This is a genomic window from Caulobacter sp. DMC95, assembly GCF_056313785.1.
This window is the reverse complement of sequence record NZ_JBQUZP010000005.1, coordinates 191,977-218,039: the sequence shown is the minus strand read 5'-3', so window position 1 is coordinate 218,039 and position 26,063 is coordinate 191,977. Positions and strand designations below refer to the sequence as shown.

The 26,063-nt window shown below is 67.5% G+C and carries 22 protein-coding genes and 1 tRNA gene; 8 read left to right on the top strand and 15 right to left on the bottom strand.

All coding sequences use genetic code 11. The features are described from left to right. Positions 1-36: 36 nt before the first annotated feature. From ACT53N_RS13770 to ACT53N_RS13740, 7 genes are all read right to left on the bottom strand, one after another. Complete coding sequence (locus ACT53N_RS13770; RefSeq protein ID WP_476064426.1) at positions 37-543, bottom strand: VOC family protein; 507 nt, start codon at positions 541-543, stop codon at positions 37-39. 238 nt (positions 544-781) lie between these two features. Then, positions 782-2,998: a catalase/peroxidase HPI gene (katG, locus tag ACT53N_RS13765; protein WP_476064425.1), complete on the bottom strand. Its 2,217-nt coding sequence runs from the start codon at positions 2,996-2,998 to the stop codon at positions 782-784. A 95-nt stretch (positions 2,999-3,093) separates the two neighbouring features. After that, positions 3,094-3,771 (bottom strand): class I SAM-dependent methyltransferase, encoded by a 678-nt coding sequence (locus tag ACT53N_RS13760; protein WP_476064424.1) that lies wholly within the window; start codon positions 3,769-3,771, stop codon positions 3,094-3,096. A 48-nt stretch (positions 3,772-3,819) separates the two neighbouring features. Continuing rightward, positions 3,820-4,884 (bottom strand): endo-1,4-beta-xylanase, encoded by a 1,065-nt coding sequence (locus ACT53N_RS13755; RefSeq protein WP_476064423.1) that lies wholly within the window; start codon positions 4,882-4,884, stop codon positions 3,820-3,822. Between the two features lies 1 nt (position 4,885). Further along, complete coding sequence (gene fliJ, locus ACT53N_RS13750; protein ID WP_476064422.1) at positions 4,886-5,305, bottom strand: flagella biosynthesis chaperone FliJ; 420 nt, start codon at positions 5,303-5,305, stop codon at positions 4,886-4,888. 2 nt (positions 5,306-5,307) lie between these two features. Beyond that, positions 5,308-6,642, bottom strand: a complete 1,335-nt coding sequence (fliI, locus tag ACT53N_RS13745) for a flagellar protein export ATPase FliI (RefSeq protein ID WP_310216875.1) — start codon at positions 6,640-6,642, stop codon at positions 5,308-5,310. 58 nt (positions 6,643-6,700) lie between these two features. Beyond that, positions 6,701-7,708, bottom strand: a complete 1,008-nt coding sequence (locus ACT53N_RS13740; RefSeq protein ID WP_476064421.1) for an alpha/beta hydrolase family protein — start codon at positions 7,706-7,708, stop codon at positions 6,701-6,703. A gap of 158 nt (positions 7,709-7,866) precedes the next feature. Between ACT53N_RS13740 and ACT53N_RS13735 the strand changes: the two genes are divergently transcribed. The 5 genes from ACT53N_RS13735 to ACT53N_RS13715 all read left to right on the top strand — a co-directional run bounded on the left by ACT53N_RS13735 (position 7,867) and on the right by ACT53N_RS13715 (position 13,008). Continuing rightward, positions 7,867-8,661 carry a LytTR family DNA-binding domain-containing protein gene (locus ACT53N_RS13735; protein ID WP_476064420.1) on the top strand — a complete coding sequence of 265 codons (795 nt, stop codon included), beginning with the start codon at positions 7,867-7,869 and terminating at the stop codon, positions 8,659-8,661. Positions 8,662-9,075: 414 nt separating this feature from the next. Continuing rightward, a complete protein-coding gene (gene ctrA / locus ACT53N_RS13730) occupies positions 9,076-9,771 on the top strand; it encodes a response regulator transcription factor CtrA (protein ID WP_062094333.1) in 696 nt (231 codons plus the stop codon). A gap of 260 nt (positions 9,772-10,031) precedes the next feature. Beyond that, positions 10,032-11,408 (top strand): peptidoglycan DD-metalloendopeptidase family protein, encoded by a 1,377-nt coding sequence (locus ACT53N_RS13725; RefSeq protein WP_476064419.1) that lies wholly within the window; start codon positions 10,032-10,034, stop codon positions 11,406-11,408. Positions 11,409-11,503: 95 nt separating this feature from the next. Beyond that, entirely contained in the window at positions 11,504-11,989 is a 486-nt protein-coding gene (locus ACT53N_RS13720; RefSeq protein WP_476064418.1) for a hypothetical protein, read from the top strand. A gap of 86 nt (positions 11,990-12,075) precedes the next feature. Next, complete coding sequence (locus tag ACT53N_RS13715; RefSeq protein WP_476064417.1) at positions 12,076-13,008, top strand: DMT family transporter; 933 nt, start codon at positions 12,076-12,078, stop codon at positions 13,006-13,008. Here the strand turns inward: ACT53N_RS13715 and ACT53N_RS13710 are convergent. From ACT53N_RS13710 to ACT53N_RS13700, 3 genes are all read right to left on the bottom strand, one after another. Beyond that, positions 13,005-14,303: a M20/M25/M40 family metallo-hydrolase gene (locus ACT53N_RS13710; RefSeq protein WP_476064416.1), complete on the bottom strand. Its 1,299-nt coding sequence runs from the start codon at positions 14,301-14,303 to the stop codon at positions 13,005-13,007. The genes ACT53N_RS13715 and ACT53N_RS13710 overlap by 4 nt on opposite strands. 170 nt (positions 14,304-14,473) lie before the next feature. Continuing rightward, complete coding sequence (locus tag ACT53N_RS13705; RefSeq protein ID WP_476064415.1) at positions 14,474-16,534, bottom strand: phosphocholine-specific phospholipase C; 2,061 nt, start codon at positions 16,532-16,534, stop codon at positions 14,474-14,476. A gap of 82 nt (positions 16,535-16,616) precedes the next feature. Continuing rightward, positions 16,617-16,693, bottom strand: a tRNA-Arg gene (locus ACT53N_RS13700). An 85-nt stretch (positions 16,694-16,778) separates the two neighbouring features. On the opposite strand from ACT53N_RS13700, the gene ACT53N_RS13695 reads away from it, so the two are divergent. The 3 genes from ACT53N_RS13695 (at position 16,779) to ACT53N_RS13685 (ending at position 19,694) form a co-directional block, all read left to right on the top strand. Then, positions 16,779-18,032 (top strand): dicarboxylate/amino acid:cation symporter, encoded by a 1,254-nt coding sequence (locus tag ACT53N_RS13695; RefSeq protein WP_476064531.1) that lies wholly within the window; start codon positions 16,779-16,781, stop codon positions 18,030-18,032. Positions 18,033-18,198: 166 nt separating this feature from the next. Beyond that, complete coding sequence (locus ACT53N_RS13690; RefSeq protein WP_476064414.1) at positions 18,199-19,344, top strand: sensor histidine kinase; 1,146 nt, start codon at positions 18,199-18,201, stop codon at positions 19,342-19,344. Continuing rightward, positions 19,341-19,694, top strand: a complete 354-nt coding sequence (locus tag ACT53N_RS13685) for a response regulator (RefSeq protein ID WP_476064413.1) — start codon at positions 19,341-19,343, stop codon at positions 19,692-19,694. The genes ACT53N_RS13690 and ACT53N_RS13685 overlap by 4 nt, the downstream gene beginning before the upstream one ends. Here ACT53N_RS13685 and ACT53N_RS13680 read toward each other — a convergent pair. Genes ACT53N_RS13680 through ACT53N_RS13660 form a run of 5 tightly spaced genes read right to left on the bottom strand, consistent with a single transcriptional unit; the run spans position 19,691 to position 25,940 of the window. Beyond that, the gene (locus ACT53N_RS13680) at positions 19,691-20,875 is read right to left on the bottom strand and encodes a glycosyltransferase family 61 protein (RefSeq protein ID WP_476064412.1); all 1,185 of its coding nucleotides are present in this window, start codon (positions 20,873-20,875) and stop codon (positions 19,691-19,693) included. The two genes, ACT53N_RS13685 and ACT53N_RS13680, sit on opposite strands and share 4 nt — an antisense overlap. A gap of 9 nt (positions 20,876-20,884) precedes the next feature. Beyond that, entirely contained in the window at positions 20,885-21,937 is a 1,053-nt protein-coding gene (locus ACT53N_RS13675) for a glycosyltransferase family 61 protein (RefSeq protein WP_476064411.1), read from the bottom strand. Beyond that, on the bottom strand, positions 21,934-24,390 hold the full coding sequence (locus tag ACT53N_RS13670; protein WP_476064410.1) for a glycoside hydrolase family 99-like domain-containing protein: 2,457 nt from the start codon (positions 24,388-24,390) through the stop codon (positions 21,934-21,936). The genes ACT53N_RS13675 and ACT53N_RS13670 overlap by 4 nt, the downstream gene beginning before the upstream one ends. Further along, positions 24,387-25,139, bottom strand: coding sequence for an ABC transporter ATP-binding protein (locus ACT53N_RS13665; protein ID WP_476064409.1), 753 nt, complete (start codon positions 25,137-25,139; stop codon positions 24,387-24,389). The genes ACT53N_RS13670 and ACT53N_RS13665 overlap by 4 nt, the downstream gene beginning before the upstream one ends. Before the next feature lie 9 nt (positions 25,140-25,148). Then, the gene (locus tag ACT53N_RS13660; RefSeq protein WP_476064408.1) at positions 25,149-25,940 is read right to left on the bottom strand and encodes an ABC transporter permease; all 792 of its coding nucleotides are present in this window, start codon (positions 25,938-25,940) and stop codon (positions 25,149-25,151) included. Between the last annotated feature and the right edge of the window lie 123 nt (positions 25,941-26,063).

Genomic DNA, 26,063 nt, shown 5'->3' with positions numbered 1-26,063 from the left:
ACCGCCGTCCCGGGTAACCGGGACGGCGGGCTGTTCTTAGGCGTGCTCCAGCGTGCGAGCCTGCGGCTGGTGGGAGTCCAGCGCGTTGTTCGGATCGGCCATGCCGCAGACCATGTCGGCGAAGCCCAGATACTGGGCGGCGAAGGTCGGCGGGAGCAGCTCGACCAGCCAGGTGTTCTCGATCCACACCTCGACCACGTGGAAGTGGCCGCCGCGATCGCAGACATAGGCCTGCCAGCCGCGCGCCTTGGCGCGTTCCATCACCTCGTCGACGCTCTTGTCGACGCTGAGGGCGAAGTGGGTCGAGGTGCGGCGATCGGCGTCGGCCGGCTGGCGCTCCCACACCGCGCCGGGGTCGCCGTTGGGGACCATGACACTGCCGGCGGGATAGATCTCGATGCCGGTGCCATGGCCGTCGGCCTTGAACACCATGTAGCTGCCGGGGTTGGGCTGGAAGTCGACGACGACGCCGTTCATCACGTCGGCGAAGAACTCGGCCGCGTTCTTGGGATCGGCGGCGGAGACGGACAGGTGGTGGATCATTGCGGGTTTTCCTTTCGACGGGGCAAGCCGCTCCCGTCGCGCGCGACGACCGCCGCGCGCCGGCAAGACGCTCACCTTTTGCTGTTCACTGATCGGCGTTACGCGCCGAGGCCGCGCGATGTACGGACCGGCCAAGTAAGTCTCAACTTACAAGGTCGTCATGACGTCGAATTAACCCTGGACAGAAAAAAGGCCCCGGCGTCGCCGCCGGGGCCTCTCGATCTTCAGTCGCCGGATCTTAAGCCGCCAGATCCAGGCGGTCGGCGTTCATCACCTTGTTCCAGGCGGTGACGAAATCGCAGATGAACTTCTCCTGCGAGTCCGCGCAGGCATAGACCTCGGCGAAGGCCCGCAGTTCGGCGTGGGAGCCGAAGATCAGGTCGACGCGGCTGGCGGTCCAGCGGGGCTCGCTCGACTTGCGGTCATGACCGGCGAAGGCGTTGGCCGCCGTCGGGCTCCAGGTCGTGCCCATGTCGAGCAGGTTGACGAAGAAGTCGTTGGTCAGCACGCCGGGGCGGTCGGTGAACACCCCGTCCTTGGAGCCGCCGGCGTTGGCGTCCAGCACGCGCAGGCCACCGACCAGAACCGTCATCTCCGGGGCCGACAGACCCAAGAGCTGGGCGCGGTCGACCAGAGCCTCTTCCGGGGCCATGTAGTGCTTGCCCGGTCCGCGATAGTTGCGGAAGCCGTCGGAACGGGGCTCCAGGGCCTCGAACGAGTGGGCGTCGGTCTGTTCGGCCGAGGCGTCCATGCGGCCCGGCGCGAACGGCACGGTGACGGTCGTTCCGGCGTCCTTGGCCGCCTTCTCGATCGCCGCCGCGCCGCCCAGCACGATCAGATCGGCCAGCGAGATCTTCTTGCCGCGAGCGGCCGTCGCGTTGAAGGCCTGCTGGACGCCCTCGAGAAGCGACAGCACCTTGGCCAGGACCGGCGGGTTGTTGACCGCCCAGTCCTTCTGTGGCGCCAGGCGGATGCGGGCGCCGTTGGCGCCGCCGCGCTTGTCCGACTTGCGATAGGTCGAGGCCGAGGCCCAGGCGGTCGAGACCAGTTCCGACACCGACAGTCCGGTGGCCAGGATCTTGGCCTTCAGGTCGGCGATGTCCTGATCGTCGACCAGCGGGTGGTCGACCGGGGGGATCGGGTCCTGCCAGATCAGCTCTTCCTTCGGGACCAGCGGGCCGAGGTAGCGGCCGATCGGGCCCATGTCGCGATGGGTCAGCTTGAACCACGCGCGAGCGAAGGCGTCGGCGAACTGGTCCGGGTTCTCGTAGAACCGGCGCGAGATCTTTCCGTAGGCGGGATCGAAGCGCAGGGCCAGGTCCGAGGTCAGCATGCGCGGGGCGTGCTTCTTGTTCGGGTCGAACGCGTCGGGGATGTCGGCCGGGGCGTTCTTGGCCTGCCACTGCTTGGCGCCGGCCGGGCTTTCGGTCAGCTCCCACTCGTACTTGAACAGGTTGTCGAAGTAGTGGTTGCTCCAGCGCGTCGGCGTCTGGGTCCAGATCACTTCGGGGCCGCCGGTGATGGCGTCGGCGCCCTTGCCCGTGCCGTACTTGCTCTTCCAGCCCAGGCCCTGGTCCTCGATCGCGCCGCCTTCGGGCTCTGGACCGATGAGGGATGGATCCCCCGCGCCGTGCGTCTTGCCGAAGGTGTGGCCGCCGGCGATCAGCGCGACGGTTTCCTCGTCGTTCATGGCCATGCGGGCGAAGGTCTCGCGAATGTCACGCGCCGAGGCCAGCGGGTCGGGATTGCCGTTCGGGCCCTCGGGATTGACGTAGATGAGGCCCATCTGGACCGCGCCAAGGGGCGAATCCAGTTCACGCTCGCCGCTGTAGCGCTCGTCGCCCAGCCACGAGCCTTCGGGGCCCCAGTACAGCTCTTCGGGCTCCCACTGGTCGGCGCGGCCGCCGGCGAAGCCGAAGGTCTTGAAGCCCATCGACTCCAGGGCGACGTTGCCGACCAGCACATAGAGGTCGGCCCAGGACAGCTTGGCGCCGTACTTCTGCTTGATCGGCCACAGCAGGCGGCGGGCCTTGTCGAGATTGGCGTTGTCCGGCCAGCTGTTCAGCGGGGCGAAGCGCTGCTGCCCGCCGCCCGCGCCGCCGCGGCCGTCGGTGATGCGATAGGTGCCGGCGCTGTGCCAGGCTAGGCGAATGAACAGACCGCCATAGTGCCCGAAGTCAGCCGGCCACCAGTCCTGGCTGTCGGTCATCAGGGCGTGCAGGTCGTTGACGACCGCGTCCAGGTCGAGGCTTTTGAACGCCTCGGCGTAGTCGAACGCCTCGCCCATGGGATTGGAGCGCGGCGAATGCTGGTTCAGCCCTTCCAGGCGCAGATTCTGCGGCCACCAGTCACGATTGGCGCGGCCCCGACCGTGGCCCATCGGGCATTGGCCCGCGATATTGTCTTCGACCTTGGCGTCCATTGGTGTGTTCCTCCGCGCAGGTGTTTCCATCACCCCGGCGACTGCAGGACACTACCTTTCCATCCATCGGTAAAATTGATTGTTCTTATCACTTAGATAGGAAAAACCACTCCGAACGCGGCGAACCGCTAGTCCCGGATCGCGATCAGCGACTTGGTCAGTCCGACGACCTTTTCATCGACGTGCTGAGCGTCGGGGTAGAGGAACCGGAACTGAGCCTTATCGAGCAGGCGCGCGTGCTGGACGTCGCGCATGGCCGCGCCGATATCGGGGGCCTTCTCCGAGAAGCCCAGCGGGCCTTTCATCAGGCGGCGCGCGCGGGCCTGTTCCGAGCGCCAGTGGAAGAACGGCGCGGAGAAGTGGGGTTCGATCGGGAACCAGAAGTACGGCGTCTGGACGTAGTAGCGCGGGGCGAGGCGACGGCACTCGCGGGCGAAGGCCTCCATCCGCACCCAGTCTCCCACGTGCTCGACCACCGAGTTGGAGTGAACGAGGTCGAAGCTGTCGTCGGCGTGCTCATGCAGGTCGCAAGCGTCGCCCACCACGGCCGTGAACAGCGGATCATCCACCGTGAACGGCTGGGGATTGAACAGGCTGATATGAACCTTGTTGGCTTCCAGGAAAGCGCGGTCGAACAGGATGTTCCAGTAGGTCGGCTCACCGCCCAGATCAGCGATCCGGCACTGACCCCGCTCGGCGAAGGTCTTCTCGATCAGGGCGACGACGCGGGCCGCACGGGCTCGACGAAAGCGCGCCGACAGCGACTGGTCGCTGTCCATGTCCTGCAGGGCGTGGATCAGTTTCATGCGGACAGTCTGTCGCAGGCCGCTTGAGATTTCGTGAAGCGAACGGCGCTATCCCGACAGAACCTCGGCCAAGGCCTGGAACATCGGCTTGGGGCGTCCGGCGGGATCCAGCGGCAACGGCTGGTCCCAGGGCCGCTGGCCGTTCTGGCCGCGCAACCAGGAGTCGCTGTCGCGCACGCCCCAGACGGTGAAGGCGAAGCGCTGAGCGGGGGGCAGGTCCATATAGGCCTGCGCCAGCTCGCGGGTCAGGTCCGCTTGCCGGTTCAGCAGGTCGGGCAGGCGGGCGAGGTTCGGCTTTTCGCCTAGAGACACGTCCAGTTCCGAGACGTGGATCGGCAGGCCGAAGCTGGCCAGATCACGCATGGCCGCCCGGCCCATCCCCGGGCGGGAGAAGTCCAGGTCGAGATGGCTCTGGGTGCCGATCCCGCCGATCGGCGCGCCGGCCTTCAGCAGGCGCTCGACTAGGCGCATGAACGTCGCCCGCTTCGTCGGATTGTTCTCGAGGTGGTACTCGTTGATGAACAGCACCGCGTTCGGGTCGGCCTCCTTGGCGTGATGGAACGCCAGGACCATGTGCTCGTCGACGCCCAGGTTGCGGGTCCAGATCGACGGGCGGAGATCGACGCCGTTGTCATCCACCGGCTCGTTGACCACATCCCAGCCCGAGGCCAGCCCCCGATAACGGCCAGCCACCGCCAGGATGTAGTTGCGATAGGCGTCGGCGAACCTCTTGCCCTGGCCGTCCAGCTTCACGAAGGCGGGCATCCCCTGATCGTACCAGACCAGAGTGGTGCCATAGAGCCGCATGCCGTGGCGTCGCGCGAAGTCGGCGATGGCGTCGGGGCGATCGAACCGGAAGCGCCCGTCGTCCTGGAGGATGTACTCCATCTTCATCTCCCACTCGGGCGTGAGTTGGGAGTAGTTGCGGGCCAGCAGTTCGGCAAAGGCCGGCTCGTCCAATTGGTGACGCTGCACGCAGGCGCCGACCAGCGTCGAGGCGATGGATTTCAGGGGCGTGTCGGCGATCGCCGCTGTCTGACTGGCGGCTTCGCGACCACAGGCGCTCATGGCCAGCGCAGAGGCGATCGCCGAGCGCCGGGTTAGCCGCTTCATTCTACCGACCGCCGACAGCGGCGCGGCGGATGCTGAGCTCGTCCATCTGGGCGGCCTCGAACGCGCCCAGCTTCTTGGCGGCCAGGATCTTGGCCTGCTCGGCGACGTGCTCGTACTTCTTGAGGTTCTCGAAGGCTTCGGACAGCGCGTCCCGCGCGCCAGCCTCTTCCTGCTGGCATTGTTCGATCTGGACGAGCATCTCGGCGCGCCGGCGCTTGTAGCCCTCGCGATAGCCGATCATGTACCAGCCAGCCGAGGCGTCGCTCTCGGCGTTCTTGGCCTCGGCCTCAGCCTCGGCGTCCAGCATCGTGACGCGCATCTCGGCGGCCATGCGCCGTTCGGTGATCTCGGCCAGGCGCTTCTGCAGCGTCTCGACCTCGTGGTTGGAGATCCGGATCAGAGAGGCGGCCCATTTGGTCACGGTCAGTACTCACTCTGCAGGATCTGGCCCAGCATCCCGAAAGAGTCGTCGAGACTGGTTGCTTCTTCCTTATCCTGGCTGAGGAAAGCCTCGATCGCCGGGTTCAGGCGGATGGCGCGGTCGACCACGGGGTCGGCCCCGGCGCGATAGGCGCCGATGCGGATCAGCTCTTCCATGTTCGAGAAGGCGGCCATGACCTGGCGCGCGCCCTTGACGATGTCGCGCTCGTGCGGGTGCTGGCAGCCTGGCATGGTCCGGCTGATCGATTTGAGGACGTTGATCGCCGGGAAGCGGCCGCGCTCGGCGATGGCGCGCTCCATGACGATGTGACCGTCGAGGATACCGCGCGTGGCGTCGGCGATCGGCTCGTTGTGGTCGTCACCGTCGACCAGCACGGTGAAAAGGGCGGTGATCGGGGCGGCGGTGGTGCCGTCGGGACGGATCGGCCCAGGCCCTGCGCGTTCCAAGAGCTTGGGCAGCTCGGTGAAGACGGTCGGCGTATAGCCCTTGGTGGTCGGGGGTTCGCCGGCGGCGAGACCAATCTCGCGCTGGGCCATGGCGAAGCGGGTCACCGAGTCCATCAGGCACAGGACCTCTTGGTCCTGGTCGCGCATGTATTCGCTGATCGCCAGGGTCATGTAGGCGGCCTGGCGGCGGGTCAGGGCCGGCTCGTCCGAGGTGGCGACCACCACGACGGCGCGGCGCAGGCCCTCCTCGCCCAGGGTCTCCTCGACGAACTCGCGGACCTCACGGCCCCGTTCGCCGATCAGGCCGACGACCACGGCGTCGCAGGTGGCCTCCTTGGCCAGCATCGACAGCAGCACCGACTTACCGACGCCCGAGCCGGCGAAGATGCCCAGGCGCTGGCCCCGGCAGGTGGTGGTGAAGACGTTCATTGAGCGTACGCCCAGATCCAGGCGCTCGCCCACTCGGCCGCGCGCGTGGGCCGGCGGCGGCGAGGTCTTCAGCGGGTAGGGGACCTCGCCCTGCGGCAGGGGACCCAGGCCGTCGATCGGCTCGCCGAAGGCGTTGATGATCCGGCCCAGCCACGCCTTGGTCGGACGGACCACAGCGCCTTCGGGCACGATGCGGATCTCCGCGCCCGGACCCACGCCCTCAACCGGGCCGAAGGGCATGAGCAGGGCGCGGGTCTCGCGGAAGCCGACGACCTCGGCGGGCAAGGGCTTTTGGCCGAAGCGCTCGATCTCGACCCGCGCGCCGACGGCCAGGCGGGTCAGGCCGCCGCGCACCTCGATCAGCAGCCCGTTCACTGCGGCCACCCGACCATAGATGGTCAGCGGATCGATACGTTCGACGGCGGCGATAAGGCTACGCAAGACGGCTCCCGAAACAGCAGGCGCCAGACTCGGCCAACGTGGTTAATCGGGAATGAACTCAGCCCTTCGGAGCGGCCTTTTGAGGTGCGACCAATTGGTGGCTGAAGAAGCGCACGACCTCGGTGTTGAACGTCTGGTGGAACGTGTTGCGGTCAAAGCCAGGCGCGCTCGCGCAGAGCATCTGGGTCCCGCCCACCGGCGCGGTCTCGCAGGGCGTTAGGAAGTCGAAGTGCCGCGCGCCCTTCACGACGCGGTAGTCGTGCTTGCGCTTGAGGTTGCGGTGCACGAACTCGGCGTAGGCGTCGCCCGGCAGGATCTCGTCATCGGCCGCCTTCCACAGCTGAACCGGGGCGGTGATCCCCTTGAGGCCGTCCTTGCCGAAGGCGAAGCCGAGCGCCGGGGCGGCGGAGACCACGGCCTTGATCCTGGCGTCGTGGACCCAGGGCGTGGTCAGCACGTCGCCCGGGATCGGCCGGCCGGCGGTCAGCTTGCAGGCGTAGTCGGTCGCATGGGCCTGGCAGTAGGCGGGCACCAGCCCGAGGTCCGGCTTGCCGCCGGCGGCCGCGAGCACCGTGAAGCCGCCCGAGGAGAAGCCAAAGGCGCCGACCTTGGCCGGGTCCAGCTTGGCCTTCAGCGGCGAGGCCTCCAGCATCCAGCCAATCAGGGCCGACAGGGCGGCGGGACGATCTGTTAGGGCGGTGGCGCGGCTCTGGTCCTTGTAGTTGTCGCCAGGGTGGGTGAGCGCGGCGACCACGAAGCCGGCTTCGGCCAGGGCCTGGGCGGTGTCGGCGTGACCGCCGAAGAAGCCGCCGTTGCCGTGCGACATGACGATCAGCGGCAGGCTCTCACCAACGACCGGCGCGCCGGGCGCGACCGTGTGGCCCCACGAGCCCAGCGGCATGAAGGCGGGCTTGGCCTGCGTCGGATACCAGATCCCGACCTCGACCGGCGCGCCCTCGGCGCGGGGCTGCTTCAGGACCATGAAGCCGGCGTTGTCGGCGAGGGCGGGCGAGGCGAAAGCAGCGACGGCGAGGCTGGCGGCGGCGAAAAGAGCACGAAGCGACATGGCGGTCCGGGTGGTCCCTTTAAGATGAGCGATGACGCTGCTTAGGCGGCGGTTTCCGGCCGCCGCCAGCGCTCCTGCGCGAATGGGCGAATGGGTTCGCAGGCGGGCGAACGGGCGCGGGGTGGCGACTCCGGCCCGCCTCGCCTAATGATCCGGTCATGAGCGCTGACGCTTCCAACCCGCCCCTGCTGGGCACGGCCCGTGAGTGGACGATCGACCTGTCGGTGGCGGTCGTGATCGGAATCCTGCTCGGCCTGATGGGGCCGTTCGGCAGCTTCTTCAACGACGGACCGGCGGTGCGCGTCGCCTACTGGGTCTGCAGCGTCGTCTTCGGCATGGTTCTGTTCGGGATCCTCACACGATTGGGGGCCGCCGGCGCCATGCGCCTGGGCTTCCCGGACTGGACGGCGCTTCCTTTCGTCATCCTGCTTGGGACGGTGCTCCTGGGGGCGCCCATCCGCCTGTTCGCCATCGCCTTCTGGCCCGCAGTTGCCGAAGCGGTGCCGCTGGCGGCGTGGTTTGGCCAATGCCTAGCGATCTCGGCCCCGCTGGTGGTGGGGTCGTACTTCCTGCGCGCTCGACAGGCCGGGCGGGCGTCGGCCCAACCGTCGGCGGCTCTGTCCTTGACCCCGACGTCCTTCGAGACGGCGTCTTGCGTCGACACCAGCAACGTCCTCTATCTGAAGATGGAGGACCACTATGTCCGCATCCGCACCGAGCACGGCTCGCGTCTTGAGATGGGCCCGCTGGCCCGGGTCACGGCCAGCCTCGCGGGCGTGGAGGGTCTGCAGACCCATCGCTCCTGGTGGGTGGCGCGGCGAGCGATCACGGGCGTCGAGCGGGATGGTCGTAACCTGCGTCTGAAACTCATCGACGGCGAGACCGCTCCAGTGAGCCGCGCCTCTGTGGCCAAGCTTCGCGCGGCGGGTTGGTTGGCGGACGAGATCGACTGAAATCGTCCGCGACCGGGTGTCGCGGCGTGGTGCGGCTTGCGTCGAAAACAGGTGTGGATGGCTGGGGAAAATCTCGCGACAGAACGCCGCGATTTCGTCTGCCAGGCGAACCGCCAGCGACGGTTCTTAACGCGGTAACGGCGTTCGAACCGCTTTCTCCGCCTCAATTCTAGCGATTTTTCAGGTCGAAATAGGGGGCTGAAAATGACCCCCTGCGACGCCTGCGACCAATGTGTTCAGGGGCTCCGACGCGGCTTGCACCCGATTCGCAAATCAGATTAACCATTCGTCCAACGGGAAACATTCACCATTAACCAGTCTTAAATTAACTCTCCGGCAAAGTGGCCGAAGGGTTTCACCGGCGGACTCCCGCCAAAGACGTTCGAATACGCCAGTGTTGGCGTGGAGGGGCTCATGCGCGTACTGTTGATCGAGGATGACAGCGCGACAGCGCAGACCATCGAACTGATGCTGAAGTCTGAAGGCTTCAACGTCTATACGACGGATCTGGGTGAAGAAGGCGTCGATCTGGGCAAGATCTACGACTACGATCTTATCCTGCTGGACCTCAATCTTCCGGATATGAGCGGCATCGATGTTCTGCGCACCCTGCGGGTCGCGAAGATCAACACGCCGATCATGATCCTCTCGGGCTCCTCGGAAATCGACACCAAGGTCAAGACCTTCGCCGGCGGCGCCGACGACTACATGACCAAGCCCTTCCACAAGGACGAAATGATCGCCCGCATCCACGCGGTGGTCCGTCGCTCGAAGGGCCACGCCCAGTCGGTCATCAAGACCGGCGACATCGTGGTCAATCTGGACGCCAAGACGGTGGAAGTGAACGGCAACCGCGTTCACCTGACCGGCAAGGAGTACCAGATGCTGGAGCTCCTCTCCCTGCGCAAGGGCACGACCCTGACCAAGGAAATGTTCCTGAACCACCTGTACGGCGGCATGGACGAGCCGGAACTGAAGATCATCGACGTCTTCATCTGCAAGCTGCGTAAGAAGCTGGCTGCTTCGGCGCACGGCAAGCACCACATTGAGACGGTCTGGGGCCGCGGCTACGTGCTGCGCGACCCGAACGAAGCGGTCAACGCCGCCTGAGTCGTCGGAATCCAGTAAGCGTAACAGTAAAAGCGTACCCAGAAACGCCCACCCAAAAGGTGGGCGTTTTCTATTTCAGATCATAAGGTTACGCTTCGCCGCCTCGCTAGCGCCAACCTTGCCCGTGACAAAAAGACAAAGGCGCGGAATAGTCCGTTCCGCCGAGCGCGAGGGCCCTCAGGATCCGGCGCGACGTTTGCTGGTGGGCTTCCCAGCCGTGTCATTTTGACTTACGCGGCATCGACACCGACGGGGGACCGATGCAAGAATTCGATCCACGACGCAGCGCGACGCGCTGGGCGCCGCGGGTTTTCACGGCGGTCGCCGGCCTCCTGGCTTTGGGTCTGGGCTGGAAGCTGACCGCTGACGACGCCGCCGCCCCGCTCGCCAAGGCGCCGCTCGACCCTGCCGCGCTTGTGGCCTTGCAACACATCGCTTTCGCCAGCGCCGAGGCTCAGCCCGGTTTCGAGCGTCCTGAAAACATCGAGGTCAAGGTCCGCCCCGGCGAGACGTTGCAGGGCGCCGTGCTGCGGACAGGCGTCGCGCCGGAAGAGGCTCGTCAGGTCGTCGCGACGCTGCAAGGCGCCATCGATACCGTCAATATCAAGGCGGGCATGGCCTTTGAGGCCGCCGTCGCCCAGCGCCGCAGCCAGCGCGGTCCGGCCCGTCTGGTCGGCCTATCGATGCGCACCAGCCCGTCCTCGACCCTGACCGTCTCGCGCACCTTCGACGGCGCTCTGCGCCTGCGCGAGATGGAGGAAGAGGTCCGCGACGAGCAGCAGGTGGCTTGCGGTGAGATGAACGGCTCGTTCTACGAGAGCGTGGCCAATGTCGGCGGCACGCCGGCGGTGATCAGCCAAGCGGCCAAGCTGTTCTCGCACAAGATCGACTTCTCGCGCGACATCAAGGAAGGCGACCGCTTCTGCCTGATCTTTGATCGCAAGGTCACCGAGAGCGGCCGCACCATCGAGGCCGGCGACCTCGAATACGCCGAGGTCAAGGGCCAGAAGTTCTACGCCTTCGATCGTCGCGGTGAAGACGGCAAGAGCCAGTTCTTCGATGAGACCGGCAAGAATATCAAAGGCTTCCTGCTGCGCACGCCGGTCGACGGCGCGCGGATCACCTCCAAGTTCGGCCTGCGCCGTCACCCGATCCTGGGCTACAACCGCGCCCACCAAGGCGTCGATTTCGGCGCCGGCACCGGCACGCCGATCCTGGCCGCCGGGGACGGCGTCGTGCTGGAGGCCCGCCGCTGGGCCGGCTACGGCAACTGGCTGCGCATCCGCCATTCAGGCCAATGGGACACCGGCTATGCGCACATCTCGCGCTACGCCAAGGGCATCAAGCCAGGCATGCGGGTCCGCCAGGGCCAGGTTGTGGCCTATGTCGGCTCGACGGGCATGTCGTCCGGCCCTCACCTACACTACGAGGTCTGGCTGAAGGGCCAGCGGGTCAATCCGATCGGCGCCAAGGTGCCCCAGGGCACCATCCTGGCGGGCGCAGAGCTGGCCTCGTTCCGCTCGCAGAAGGCTCGCATCGACCGCATGCTGGCCGAAGGCGGCGCGCCGGTGAGCAACGAAGACACCCCCAAGCTGGCCAGCGCCGATATCCAGAAGGCCAAGCTCAGCCTGCGGTAATCCCTTTTCGGGATTTGATCCTCGTCAGGGCGCTGTCGCGGGGGGCGAACGATGGTCTGGCCAGCGCGCGTCACGCGCGTTGCTGGAAGGTCGTTATGGACAAGCCCGTTCGTCGAAATCCCGCCCTGCGCTTGGCGTTGATCCGAAGGATACACACGTGGTTGGGCGTCTTCGTCGCGCCTAGCGTCGTGTTCTTCGCGCTGACCGGGGCTGTGCAGCTCTACGGGCTTCATGAGTCGCACGACGGCTACAAGCCCGTCCCGGCCGTCGAGAAGCTGGGCATGCTGCACAAGGACCAGGTGTTCAAGCTGAGGCCCAAGCGTGCGAAGCCTCCTGCGGCGGTCACTGCGCCGACGACCGTCGCATCCAAGCCATCTGCGCCCGCCGACCAGGGACCTAAGCCGGCTGTTGTTGTTCTGAAGGCTCTCTTTCTGCTCGTGGCCCTGTCGCTGACCGCCGCCACGGTGCTTGGCGTATGGATGGCCCTGTTCCACGGTCGCGACCGCAAGGCCGCCGTCGGGCTGCTCGCGGCGGGAACCGCGATCCCGGTCATCCTGGCGCTGCTGACGCAGGGCGGTTGAAGCCGTCCTGGCGCAGGTCTAGAAGGCGGACGTCCGATCGCCGTCCCATCCCCGTGGGGCGGCGAAGTCTTTTCAGGTCCTGGCCTTTGCCCTCATCTCGCGCCGAGCTCTACAGCGACCGTCGCTTCGTCATCGGCGTGGCCCTGTTCTGTTGCCTGCTGTGGGGCAGCGCCTTCCCGGCGGTGAAGGCGGGCTATGCCCTGCTGCATGTGGCCAAGACCGACACCGCCGCCCAGATGCTGTTCGCCGGCTGGCGTTTTCTGGCGGCGGGGCTGATCCTGCTGGGGCTGGCGGTTCTGGGCCGCCGGTCGGTCGCCATCCCGCGCGATCAGATCGGCCGACTCTTGGGTCTCGGCGTCTTCCAGACCACGCTGCAGTACGTGTTCTTCTATATCGGCCTGGCCCACGCGACCGGGGTGAAGTCGTCGATCATGAACGCCACCGGCGCCTTCTTTGGCGTGGTGCTGGCCCACTTCCTGTTCCCCAATGACAAGCTGACCCCGCGCAAGGTGATCGGCTGCCTGCTGGGCTTCGCCGGGGTGCTGGCGGTGAACCTGGGCGGCAAGGGGTTCGATTTCGAGTTCAGCCTGCTGGGTGAGGGCTTTGTGGTCGCCGCCGCGTTTGTGCTGGCGGCGGGGTCGATCTGGGGGCGGGCGATCTCGCAGACGCTCGACCCGATGGTGATGACCGGCTGGCAGCTTGCCATTGGCGGGGCCGTGCTTCTGGCGATCGGCGCGGTGGCCGGCGGACACCTGGAGGCGTTCGACGCCCGCTCGCTGGCGCTGCTGGCCTATATGGCCGGACTGTCGGCGGCCGCCTTCGCCCTGTGGAGCCTGCTGCTCAAGCACAACCCGGTGGGGCTGCTGGCGGTGTTCAACTTCCTGATCCCGGTGTTCGGGGTGCTGCTGTCGGCCCTGTTCCTGCACGAGCCGGTGCTGGCCTGGAAGAACGCCGCCGCCCTGGCGCTGGTGTGCGCCGGCATCCTTCTAGTGACAGGACGGGCGAGAGCCCGCGCCTAGTCCACCCCCGCCACGGCCAGCAGGGCCGCCAGGCCCACCTGCATGCCCTTCAGGCTCTCGTCCTTCGTGACGTCGATCCATTCGTCGAGCGCGTGGGCCCGACCGCCGCGGAAGCCTGCGCCGATGGTCAGGGCCGGCACGCCCAGGCTCATGGGGATGTTGGAGTCGGTCGAGCTGGCCTCGCGGGTCGGCTTGTACCCCAGGGCCTTCACCGCGCCTTCGGTCAGGGCGACGATCTGCGCGGTCGGCGGCGTGGCGCCGGCCGGACGCTCGCCGATCACCTTGGCCTGATAGCTGACCGCGCCGTTCTTGGTGGAGCGGGCGGCGTTCTCGCCGGCGACGGCCTTGTCGAAGATGCCGATCAGCGTCTGGTCCAGCTTGGCCAGCTCGGCCGCGCTCTCCGAGCGCATGTCGAACTCCATGAAGACGTCGTGCGGGATCGAGTTCACCGAGGTGCCGCCGCCCGTGACGCTGGCCGAATAGGTGGTCTTGGGCTTCTTGGGCGCCTCGACTGCGTAGAGGTCGGTCACCGCCTTGGCCATGGCCGCCATCGGATTGACGATGCCGAACGCGCCGTAGCTATGACCGCCGGGGCCCGTGAAGGTCACCCGATAGCGCTTCGAGCCGGTGCCCTGGTCAACGATCCGGTCGGGATCACCGCCGTCCATCGAGAAGAAGGACGTGATCCGGCCCTTGTACGGACCCTTGTTGAACAGATAGCGCACGCCGCGCAGGTCGCCGGGGCCTTCCTCGCCAACATTCCCCACGACGAGGATGTCGGCCTTGGTCTTGATCCCGGCCGCGTCCATGGCGCGGACATAGGCCAGCAGGGTCGACAGCGCCCGGGTGTCATCGCCGATGCCCGGCGCCATCAGCTTGGTCCCCTCGCGGCGCACCTTCACGTCGGTGCCTTCCGGGAAGACGGTGTCTAGGTGCGCGGCGATGACCACGAACGGGCCCTTACCCTTGGTCGCCGTGCCGGGGCGCACGCCCATGACATTGCCCTCGGCGTCCATCTCGACGTTCGAGAGGCCGTGGGCCTTCAGCATCTCCAGATACGCCTTGGCGCGCTGCTCTTCCTTGAAGGGCGGGGCGGGGATCTCGGTCAGGGTGATGATGTCGGCGACCGTGCGGTCGAAGTCGGCGTCCAGCTTGGCGACGGCCTTCTTGAAGCTCGGCGATGCGACGATCTTGGCGACGGCCTTGTCGGCGTCGGCGGCCTTGGGCGCGGCTGTTGCGGGCGCGGCGACCAGCACGGCGGCCAGCGCGATCAGGGAGGCGGTGTGGCGGAGCATGGCAAAGTCCTAAGAGAATCCCAGACCTAATCCCTAGCCGATTTCCCCGGCGAATGCCGGGGCCCAGATTCATCCCGAGCGATTAGAGCGCACGCGCCGAGTTACGGCACTCTCTTGGCGAGCGCTGTGGGTTCGATCTGGACCCCGGCGTTCGCCGGGGAGGTCGGGGCTCAGAGGGTTAGCTGCGCCTCGCCACGCACCCACGGATCGCTGATCGAGTCCGCGCCGGTCTCGATCCGTCCGGCCAGACGGCGCAGCCAGCTCGGCTCGCCCTCAAGACGCGCGGTGACGTCGTACCAGCCCTGCTTCGTGGCGAAGGTCTGAGACACGGTGTCGACGCCTGGCAGATCCACGCGCCAGGGCGCCTGACCCAGGATCTCGAGGTCGACGGAACGGGCGGTCGGTCGTGTGTTGCTGATCGTCACGACCAGGCCGTCCTTCGACGGGCGAGCGGTGATCTCGACGCCCGTGCCGTTCCCGGCGAAGCGACGATGGAAGCCGTTGGGACCCACGATCCACAGATCATGCGCCCCGGCCGGCCAGGTGTCGGACATGTGCGCCTTGGGCCCCACGGTGTAGCGGCGCGGGACCTCGTTCAGGCGCAGGCGATCATAGACGTGCAGCACCGCCGCCGCCTGGCCGGCGTTGACCATCGTCAGCGCCAGGCCGTCCTGCGTGACGCGTCCGTCGATCTCCAGGGCGTAGGGCAGGGCGCGCGAGGGCCGAGGCCCCTTGGCCTGGGACGGAGCGACCACCGAGGCCGGCGTCGGCGGCTTGGCGCGGCCCAGCCTGGCGGCGCGACCCGCCGGCTCGGCCGTGGCGGGCAGGGCGGGGAAGGGGTTGGTGTTGGGCGTCTTGAAGTCGAAGCAGGTCGTCAGGTCGCCGCACACCGCTCGGCGCCAGTGCGAGATATTGGGCTCCATCACGCCGAAGCGCTGCTCTAGGAACCGCAGGACCGAGGTGTGGTCGAATACCTGGCTGTTGACCCACCCGCCTCGGCTCCAGGGCGAGATGACGTACAGCGGCACCCGCGGACCCAGGCCATAGGGGCGGCCCATCAGGTCGTCGCGCTCGGACCTCGCCTCGGTCGGATTGCGCACCCGGTGGTGCTCTGCGGCGAGGTCCACCGTCGAGGCGCCCAGCAGCTTGCCCGAGGCGTCATACGACGGCGGGGCAGGCGGCGGGACGTGGTCGAAGAAGCCGTCGTTCTCGTCGAACATCACCAGGAACACCGTCCGCGCCCAGACCTTGGGATCTGCGGTCAGGGCGTCGATGACGCGGGCGGTGTAGTCCGCGCCTTGGGCGGGGCTGGACGGGCCTGGGTGCTCGCTGTCGGCGGCCGGGGCGATGATCCACGAGACCTGCGGTAGGCGGCCGGTGAGCACGTCCTCGCGCAGCTTGTCCAGGTGATGGGTCGACAGGGCCAGTTTCTTGAGGCGCGCGTCCGACCCCGGTTGGTCCTTATAGGCCTCGCGATAGGCCTTGAAACCCGCCAGCGGGTTGTCGGTGAAGTTGTCGGCCATGTCCTGGTAGATGCGCCAGGTGACGCCGGCTTGCAGCAGCCGCTCGGGATAGGTCGTCCAGCTGTAGGACTCCTTGGACCCGCCCTTTTCGGCGAAATTGTCGTGGCTGTTGGAGATTGACGGGCCGCCGGCCTTTCCCAGCCCGTCATTGGTCCCGGTCCACAGGAACAGGCGGTTGGTGTTGGTGCCGGTCTGGGCCGAACAGTGATAGGCGTCGCAGAGCGTGAACGCGTCGGCTAGGGCGAACTGGAACGGGATGTCGGCGCGCTGGAAATAGCCCATCGACCAGGGCTTCTTCGCGTCGGGCCAGCGGTCCATGCGGCCCTGGTCCCAGGCGTCCTGGGCGTCGCTCCAGCTGTGCGGCGTGCCCTCGACGCGCATGTGAGCGAAGGTCTGGGCGCTATTCAGCGGGAACGGCGCCAGCAGCTTGTCCTGGCTCCAGGCCTGGACGAAGACCGAGCTGTCCTTGCGGCCGGCGGCGTCGCGCACCGGGATCGGGAACCGGTCGCCAAAGCCCCGCACGCCGTTCAGCGTCCCGAAATAGTGATCAAAGCTGCGGTTCTCCTGCATCAGGATCACCACGTGCTCGACGTCCTGGATCGTCCCGGTTCTGACGTCAGCGTCGATCGCCGCGGCCCGCGCCAGCGCCGGTGGCAGACTCAAGGCGCCGAGAGCGGCGAGCAGGCTGCGGCGGTCGAGGTTGGGCATGGCGGGACTCCGGCGAAACTGCGCCGCAGGTAGCATGCGGTGTTTGGCGGGCGTGTGACAGGGGACGGCGTCATCATAGCCCTGGCGGCCCGGGAGGGACTCGAACCCCCGACCTTCGCTTTAGGAAAGCGCTGCTCTATCCTGCTGAGCTACCGGGCCGCGCGGCGCGCGGGTCAGGGTCAATAGCGCAAGACGCGAGCGGTTAGAACCCCGTCCGCGAGGCTTGGGGGAACGCGTGCGGCATTTGAAGTCGATCTATGTGCAGGTGCTGATCGCGATCGTCCTGGGGGTGCTGGTCGGGGCGATATGGCCTGATATCGGGGTGGCGCTGAAGCCGCTGGGCGATGGGTTCATCAAGTTGATCAAGCTGGTCATCGCGCCGGTGATCTTCTGCACCGTGGCCGGCGGCATCGCCCGCATGGGCGACATGAAGGCGTTCGGCCGGGTGGGCGTGAAGGCGCTGATCTATTTCGAGGTGGTCTCGACCCTGGCCCTAGTGCTGGGCCTAGTCGTTGGCCGGCTGGTGCAGCCGGGCGCTGGGTTCAATATCGACCCGACCACGCTCGACGCCTCAATCGCCGCCGGCTACGTCGAAAAGGCCCAGCACGGCGAAGGCATGGTCGCCTATCTGCTGCACCTGATCCCCGACACCTTCATCGGCGCCTTCGCCGACGGTAACCTGCTGCAGGTGCTGGTGATCGCGATCCTGACCGGGTTCGCCTGCGTGCGGCTGGGCGACTTCGGCGACAAGGTCGCCCATGTGCTGGACGAGACCTCGAAGCTGTTCTTCGGGATCATCCACATCGTGGTGCGCCTGGCCCCGATCGGCGCGTTCGGGGCCATGGGCTTCACCATCGGCAAGTACGGGGTGGCGGCGCTGGTGCAGCTGGGCGCGCTGGTGGCGACCTTCTATGTCACCTCGCTGCTGTTCGTGCTGGTCGTGCTGGGCGCGATTGCCTGGGCCAGCGGCTTCTCGATCTTCCGCTTCCTGGCCTATATCCGCGAGGAGCTCCTGATCGTGCTGGGGACCAGCTCCTCGGAGTCGGTGCTGCCGCAGATGATGGAGAAGCTGGAGAACGCCGGCGCCCGCCGCTCGGTGGTGGGGCTGGTGATTCCCACCGGCTACAGCTTCAATCTCGACGGCACCAACATCTACATGACCCTGGCCACGCTGTTCCTGGCCCAGGCGACGAACACCCCGCTGTCTCTTGGGCAGGAGCTGGCGCTGCTGGGCGTGGCGATGCTGACGTCAAAGGGCGCGTCGGGCGTGACCGGGGCAGGCTTCATCACCCTGGCGGCGACCCTGGCCGTCGTGCCTGACATCCCGATCGCCGCGCTGGCCATCCTGGTCGGCGTTGACCGGTTCATGAGCGAGTGCCGCGCCCTGACCAACCTGGTCGGAAATGGGGTCGCCACGCTGGTGGTGGCCCGTTGGGAAGGGGCGCTGGATCGCGGGCGATTGGACAAGGTGCTCCGCGGCGCGCCTGCGACCGAGTGACGCCCCTCCGTTAAGCTTGATACTTGTCAAGGCGCGGGCGTGGCGGACGTGCGAGTTTCCACAGGTTCGCGCGGTGTGGCGTTACGATTCGCGCATGGCGGTCGCGCTTGTTCGGCGCCGTCTACATGTTAGGGTTTCACGGCACAACCATCGTGCGATTGGAGCTATGCGGGAGCTCGACGCCACAGAAAGCATCGGCGACGCTGACACCGGCCTGACGACTCTGATCGAGATGATCGAGGCGCTGTCGGCGACACGCACGATCAACGAGGTCGCCGACGTGGTGCGGGGCGCGGCGCGGCGCATCCTGGGCGCTGACGGCGTGGCCTTTGTCATGCGCGACAAGGACCAGTGCTGGTACGTCGACGAGGACGCGATCGGCCCTTTGTGGAAGGGCAAGCGCTTCCCGATGGATCAGTGCGTCGCCGGCCGGGCGATGAAGAGCGGCCATGTGGTGCTCTGTCCCGACATCTACGCCGATCCTGATGTCCCTCATGACGCCTATCGGCCCACTTTCGTGAAAAGCCTGGCGGTGGCGCCGGTACGGCCTCGCGACCCGATCGCCGCGATCGGCGTTTACTGGGCGCGTCCCTATGATCCTTCGCCGGAAGTGCTCCGCAAGCTGCAGGTGATCGCGCGGGCGACGGCTTCGGCCTTGGAAAGCGGGCGCCTGAACGACTATCTGACCGCCTCGCTCGAGCATGGCCACTTCCTGCTACGTGAGCTGGATCATCGCGTGAAGAACACGCTGGCCATCGTGCAATCGATCACCCGTCAGACGCTGCGCACCTCGCCCTCGGCCGAGGATTTCGCCGACGTCTTTGAGAGCCGGATCCTTGCCTTGTCGCAGGCGCATGAGTTGCTGACGCGGCGGGCGTGGGGGCGACCGCAGCTGGAGGAGATCCTGCAGCGCACCCTGGCGACGTTCGCCGACGACTTCGCCTCGCGGTTTGACTTTCAAGGGCCTGCGGTGACGTTCAACGCTGAAACGGCGGTCTCCGTCCATATGACGATCCATGAACTGATCGCCAACGCCGCGCGTCACGGCGCCTTGTCGACTCCGGAGGGGCGGATCGTCATCGACTGGAGCGTCGACGAAGCCACCGCGCCTTCGCTTCTGACCCTGGTCTGGCGCGAACAGGGCGGGCCGCCGCTTGCGGGGCGGCCTTCGCATCATGGCTTCGGATCCAGGATGATCCACAAGGGCCTGGCGCGGGATCTGGGCGGCCAGGCGGAGCTCGACTTCACCCCGGCGGGACTTGTCTTCACGCTCCGCGCGCCGCTGTCCGAACGCATGAGTCTGGCCGCATGAAGACCGCCCGTGTGATGATCGTCGAGGACGAGGCCTTGGTGGCCATGATGGTCGAGGACATGCTCGGCGACATGGGCTGCGAAGTGGCTGGTTCGTTTGGCACGGTCGACGTCGCCCTGGCCTGGCTGCGCGAGCATCCCTCGCCCGACGGCGCGGTGCTGGACGTCAATATCGGCGGCGAGATGGTGTTCCCGGTCGCTGAGCACCTGCGCGAACGAGGGGTGCCGTTCGTGTTCGCCACCGGCTACGGCGACCTGCCGCGGGCGGGGTTCGAGTCGGTGGAGGTGCTGGCCAAGCCGATCAACGCCGGCGCGCTGCGTCTGGCCGTTGATCGTTTCAGGATCGGCTAAAGTCTGAGCGCTGGCGCATCGACCGGGAACGGCGCGTCGTCCCAGCCCGCCATGGCCTTTCGGGCCTGGGCCCGGTCGACGGCTATGGCTAGTTTCTGACGGAACTCGACGGGATCGATGGTGAAGGGCTGGTTGGCCTGGGGTTCGATCGAATAGAGCCGCGCCTGGCCGTCCGCCGGTAGGATGTAGCCGACGTCGTGGCGACGGAAGTTTCCGATCCGCGACTGCACCTCCACCAGCCAGTTCAGCGACACCACCTGGCAGCCCTGAGGCGACAGCAGCGCGTTGTGCAGGCCCGAGCCGAACTCGCCAGCCACCAGCCGCGCGCGGGAGAACAGGCGGGCCTGCTGCTCCCAGCCCAGGGTCTCGGGACGGACGAGGGTGAGGCCGGCCTCCTGGGCGAGCCCCTCGATCTCGGCCTCGTTCTCGAGTTCGCGGAAAGACTGGGCGGTGCGTACGCCCCCCCGGCTGACGAAGAGCATGTCGGCGTCGCCGCCCTTCGTCCAAGCCAGAGCTTCACGCTCGAGGTTCCAGCGCAGGAAATCGTGGAACACATAGTTGCGGTTCAGCATGTGCGGCAGCAGGGCTGCGCCGATCTCCACGGCCTCGTCGCGCGGGTCGTAGGTGACGATCTCCTGGTCGGGCAGCATCATCTGGACGATGCGCGCCACATAGCCGGGCGCGGTCCTCGGCAGCAGCAAAGGCGCGGTGATCCCGGCCGCGTTCAGGGCGCGGATCACGAACAGCTTCGGATACATCTCGGTCAGCCAGTGACCCCAGACGAAGTTGAAGTGGGTGATCACGAAGGCTCGGTCGAGCCGGTGCGTCACCGGCGCGTCGAAATCCCAGGCCGGGCGCGCGATGTCGTGTTCGTACCAGTGGCGAATGTAATAGGGGTAGGGGCCCTCGGCGTAGACCAGCTGATCGTCCAGCTTGAGGTGGGCGCCCGAGCCGCCAGCCACCACGCGCCTGGCGACCATCAGGTCGATGTCGGGCGCGTGCAGATCGCCCAGGATGTGCAGGCCGTTCAGCATGTCGCCCTCGCAGGGCCACAGCATGGGGCGCGGCGGGACGAGGGCGCCGCCCTTGATCAGCAGGGCGCGCGCAACGCGGGCGGGGCCATGAAGGGCCCTGGCGAGCGGGACGAGGTCGGTCTCCGAAAGGTCGACGAAGGAAGCCACGCTGCGCCCCTAAGTTCGCTGCGCCAGGAAGGCCAGCAGCGCGGCCGCGTCGGCGCGCCAGCGAAAGGCCGAAGCGGGAACCAGGGCCGGGTCCAGCGGGGCCTCAATGGTCTCCGGTGCGCCCGCCGCGTCGAAGCCATGCCAGGTCGCGCCCGCGAGGGCGGCCAGATCGCGGACCCAAAGGCCCGTCGCGCCCGGGGGGCGGATCTCCACGATCTGGGCGTCCGGCGCGCAAAAGAGGGTATTGGCCTGCGCCGCGCCCGTCGGGGCCACGATGATCTCTGCCTCGCTAAAGAGCCCGATCAGCTCCCGTACGGAGGTCGTCTCGGGACGGACGATCGTGTAGCCGCGCGCCGCCAGCTCGATTTCGACGCCCTCTTCGTCGACCATCACCGCGTTCATCGCGTCGGCGCGGCTGATGTAGAGCTTCAGGCGGGCGCCGCTGGTCGGACCCTGCGCCGACAGGATCCGCGCGCGGACTTCGGGCAGCATCGGGTGGGCTGCGACCGGCGCCGGCGCCGGGGCGGTCGTCGCTTCGTCGAGGATCATCCAGGGCGCATCGATCGTCCGCGGGGCGTCCAGTCCGGCCAGGGCCAGAAGATCGGTCTGCCAGGTGTTCAGCGGCGGGGTCACGATCGGGTGCTCGCCAAGCAACCCGGCCTTTGACGCCGCCAGCAGCGTCGGTAGGGTGTTGAGCAGAAACCCCGCATAGCTGCGCAGATCGCCCCAGCCCGCCAGCACCGCGCCCTTGGCCAGACGCGGCGGCGCGTCGGGCAGGATCAGGCGGCTCACGCCGTCATGGACGCGCACCCCCGGGAGCGCCGACAGGTCCGGACTGAAGCCCAGCGCCTGCCGCGCGGCGCCGCCCAGAATCCGACCGCCGGCGTCGACCAGCACGCCGAAACTCGGCGCGCACCAGACCTCGTGGACCGTGGCGAAGTCGGGGTTCTCGACGACATCGAGCCGCAAGGGCAGGGACGGCGGTTCCGGCGTCCGGGGCGTCGGCGCCAGGGCCTTCAGCTTGCGCCCGACCCGGCGGGCGAGGCGGGCCAGTCGGCTCACAGCTCGAAGCTCGCGCGGTAGCCGGCGCGCTCGACGATGGCGGCCGTCAGGCGCTCGATCGCGTGGGCGGTGGTCCCGTCGACGCGGCCCAGTTCAGGGCCGAAGGCGATCTCGGCGTCCGACAGGTCGGTCAGGGGGGCGAAGGCCTCGGTCCGTCCCCAGAACATCGAGCCGGCGGCGAACGGCGTTTCCGGGCGCGGCTTCAGGCCCATGCGCGCCGACAGCCGGTCAGCCTCGGCGCGATTGTTGTCCATCACGTCGGGATCGCCGATCCGCATGCGCGCGCTGGCGGCGGCCAGCAGGCCCAGCTTCGCGTCCTGGGCGAAGGCGCGCAGGGCCAAGGCGGCCGCTTCGCCGCCCAGAAGGCCGTCGACCAGTTTGGCCCGCCACTGGTCGCCCTTGGCCTGGTGCGGCGAGCGCTTGGAGTGCAGCTTGCAGAACACCGAGTAGCCCAGCGCGTGGGCGCGGCGCAGGGTCTCGACGAACGGCCGGATGTCCCGGCCGCGGTTCTCGGCGACCGCCAGATGCGCGGCCGGGAAGGCGGCGCGCACACGGGCCAGATCCGCCTCGCTCCAGGTCTCCGGCACGGTGATCATCAGATCCAGGACGTCGGTCGTGGCGGCCAGATGCTCGGCGAACCAGTCGATCAGCTCGGGGTAGAAGAGATGCAGCAGCGTCACCGCCTCGGCGCGTTTGGCGAACTTGCCTTGCGCCTCGGCGATGACCGGATGGGCGTTGGTCAGGCGCGGCAGCCAGGCGCTGAGCGCGGTGCGGGTGGCGTGCAGATAGCCGTGGCCAAACCAGCGGTCGGGCTCGAGATAGGCGCCTTCGCCCCACTCGTTCCAGGCGTTGACGAAGACCATGGCCTCGCCCTTCGGATGCCGGGCCTCGGCATGCTTGAGCGCGCCCGACAGCCAGCCGAAATAGCTCTCGGGGTCGGCGTTGTGGAACGCGACGCCCGCCCACGGTTTGCGGGCCTGGTTATCCCAGCCGGGCATGACCCCGGGCACGAAGGCGGCCGGGACCTGCTCCAGCTCGTCCAGCTTGTGGCGGGCGACGGCGGGATAGTCATAGACCTTGCCGGTGAAGCCGGCGTGCAGCGGCGTCACCCGGTTGGTGATCTCGCCCTCGACAATGGCGTGCGGCGGGAAGTCGACGATGCCGTCGAAGCCGTGGCTGGCATAGTCCTGGAAGCCGAAGGCGGTGGTGCAGAGGAGGTGCAGCTCGCCCAGGCCCATGGCCCGCGCCTGCTCGCGCCAGCGGTCGGTGGTGGCCTTGGCTTCGGGCAGGATCTCGGGGCGGTAGAGCACCAGCAGCGGCTTGCCGCTCACCCGCAGGTAGCGCGGGTCGCGCATGTAGCGGGCCAGATCCTCGAAGACCGCGCGGTCGTCCTGCGGCGAGTGATCCTGGCCCATCAGGATGTCGCTCTCGTCGCCGTCCCAGCGCCGGGTCCAGTTCTCGTTGGCCCAGCAGAGGGCGAACGGCAGGTCCAGAGTGGGATCGTTCAGGAACAGGTCCAGCGGCCGTTCCAAGAGGCGCTTCCCAGCGAACCAGTAGTAGTGGAAGCAGAAGGCGTGGACGCCCGCGCCCTTGGCCAGGTCCACCTGCTGGGCCAGCACCTCGCGCTGGCGCAGGTCATAGAAGCCCAGGTCCGCCGGCAGGCGGGGCTGGTAGTGGCCCAGGAACTGCGGCTGGGCCTTGGAGACATTGGTCCACTCGGTGAAGCCCTTGCCCCACCAGGCGTCATTCTCCGGGAACGGATGAAACTGCGGCAGGTAGAAGGCCACGACCTTGGGCGCGTCGGCCGGCAGGGTGATCGGGGCGGCGATCGGGGCGGCGTAGTGCGGGCTACGCAGGTTGCGGGAGACCGCGATCGCGTGGGCGTAGGTCGCGCCGACGGCGCTGTCGTCACGTCCAGCCGGACGCGCCACGCGCCGCTGGGCCAGCAGCGCCCGACCCCGACGCCAGACCGCGCCGACGGGGCCGCGCAGCGGGCCCAGTATCGGCTTCAGCGCCTGGATCGTCGCGCCGCGCAGGCCGCGCGGATCCTTGCCCAGGTCGCCGATGCGGGTGACCTTGAAGGCCTCGACCGTGAAGGCGCAGGCCCCCTCGGACGGGTCCAGCCGCACGCCGTTCAGCTGGAAGCTGCGGGCCGGCAGCGAGGCGAACCAGCCATCCGGACCGGCCTTCAGGCGGGCGTAGGAATCCTCGGAAAAGCCGTCGCCCCAGTCGGCGTAGAGCGCGGGGCCGACCAGCTTGCCCTCAACCGCCGCGAGCTTGACGTCGATCCGCACCGCCTTGGCCGCCCGCAGCGCCTTGCGCTCTTCGCGGGTGGGCGTCCAGACCATCTGCGGGTCGCCGTCGCGCGCCGCCAGCACCGTGCGCCCGGCCGCGTCGACGGCGGTGACCGACACGTCGCGGCCGGTCCTCAGGCCGGGCGGCAGGCGGCTCATGCGGCTTGGGTTTCGCGATAGGCCAGCCATTCCTCGGTCGAGCCGAGGAAGGCGATCTTGCCGCCCTGCAGTTCGCAGACGCGGTTGCAGACGCGCTGGACCAGATCGTGGTCATGGGTGGCCATCACCACGATCTTGGCGTCCTCGACCATGCGGTGCATGCGCTGGGCGGCCTTCTGTACGAAGGCGGCGTCGCCGGCGCTGAGCCATTCGTCCAGCACCAGGATGTCGGCCTCAAACTCGGTGGCCACCGTAAACATCAGTCGCGCCAGCATGCCGGCCGAATAGGTCCGCACCGGCAGGTGCAGAAAGTCGCCCAGGCCGGAGAACTCGGCGATGGCGTCGACGCGGCTGTCGATTACTTTCCGCGACAGCCGGCGCATCAGGCCAAGCTTGTGGATGTTGCGAAGGCCCGTGGCCTCCATGTCGAGGCCGGCGTTGATGGCGATCATCGAGGTGATGTCGCCGTCGATCGAAAGCTCGCCGCGCGTCGGCGAATAGATGCCGGCGATGACCTTCAGCAGGGTCGTCTTGCCCGAGCCGTTATGACCGACGAGAGCGATGCGGTCGCCTTCGTTGATCTCGAGGTTGATGTCGTGCAGCGCCTTCACGGCGGCCACGTCGCCGGCCGCCTTGTACATCCGCCCGCCGACCGCGAGGTTGAACACCGCGCTGCGTAGCGACTGCGAGCGCAGGCTGTAGACGAAATAGTCGAGATCGACGTTGGTCAGCTTGATCTGGTGCGTCATCGCGGTCCCCTACAGCCAGAAGACCACGCGCTTGCGGAACATCGCCAGCAGGGTGATGGCGACGACGGCGAGCACGCCCAGGGTTCCCAGAGTCCACCACCAGTGGATGGCCTCGGGCGCATGGCCGGTCAGCGGCGCGCGCAGCAGCTCGACCTGGTGGGTGAAGGGGTTCAGCTCGACCACCCAGCGGTGTTTTTCGCTGACATTGGCGGTCATCCAGAACACCGGCGTCACGTAGAACAGGAGCTGGACCACATAGCTCATCATGTAGGCCACATCGCGGAAGCGGGTGGACGGGATGGCGATGATGAAGCCCTGAAAGCAGACGATCAGCATCATCACAACGAGCGCCGGGATCAGCGTCCAGTGTGGGAACGCAAACCGGTTCAGCACCAGCATCGTCGCCCAGAAGGCGATCGCCTGGAACATGAAGTTGGTCGCCGACTTCTGGGCGTGCAGAAAGACGTAGAAGCTCAGCGGCAGGCGTTGGCTCTGCATCAGGCCGGCGTTGTAGAGGAAGATCGCCTGGGCCTCGGCGATGGTGGTGCCCACCAGCGACCAGGCCAAAAGGCCCGCCACCACCTGAGGATAGCTCTTCATCATGTCCACGCCCATCAGGGCGCTGACGACGAAGGCCAGCGCGAAGGCGATCACCAGAAGGTTGCAGGCCATCCAGAACGGCCCCAGCACCGAGCGCTGGAAGCGCGACGCCGTCTGGTCCAGACCCAGCCGCCACCACAGGGGGGCAAGACGGATCCCGTCTCCCACATCCTTCAGGGCCGCCATCAAGGGACTTGGCATTCGCAACCTTCCAAAGCGCCGCGCGGCGTTCAGCAAGGCGCTTGCTTATAGGGGCCAAAGCGTCCGGACAATGGCTTGAACGGTCGCCGAAGGGCCCGGCGACACGCTTGCCGTCATGTGTTG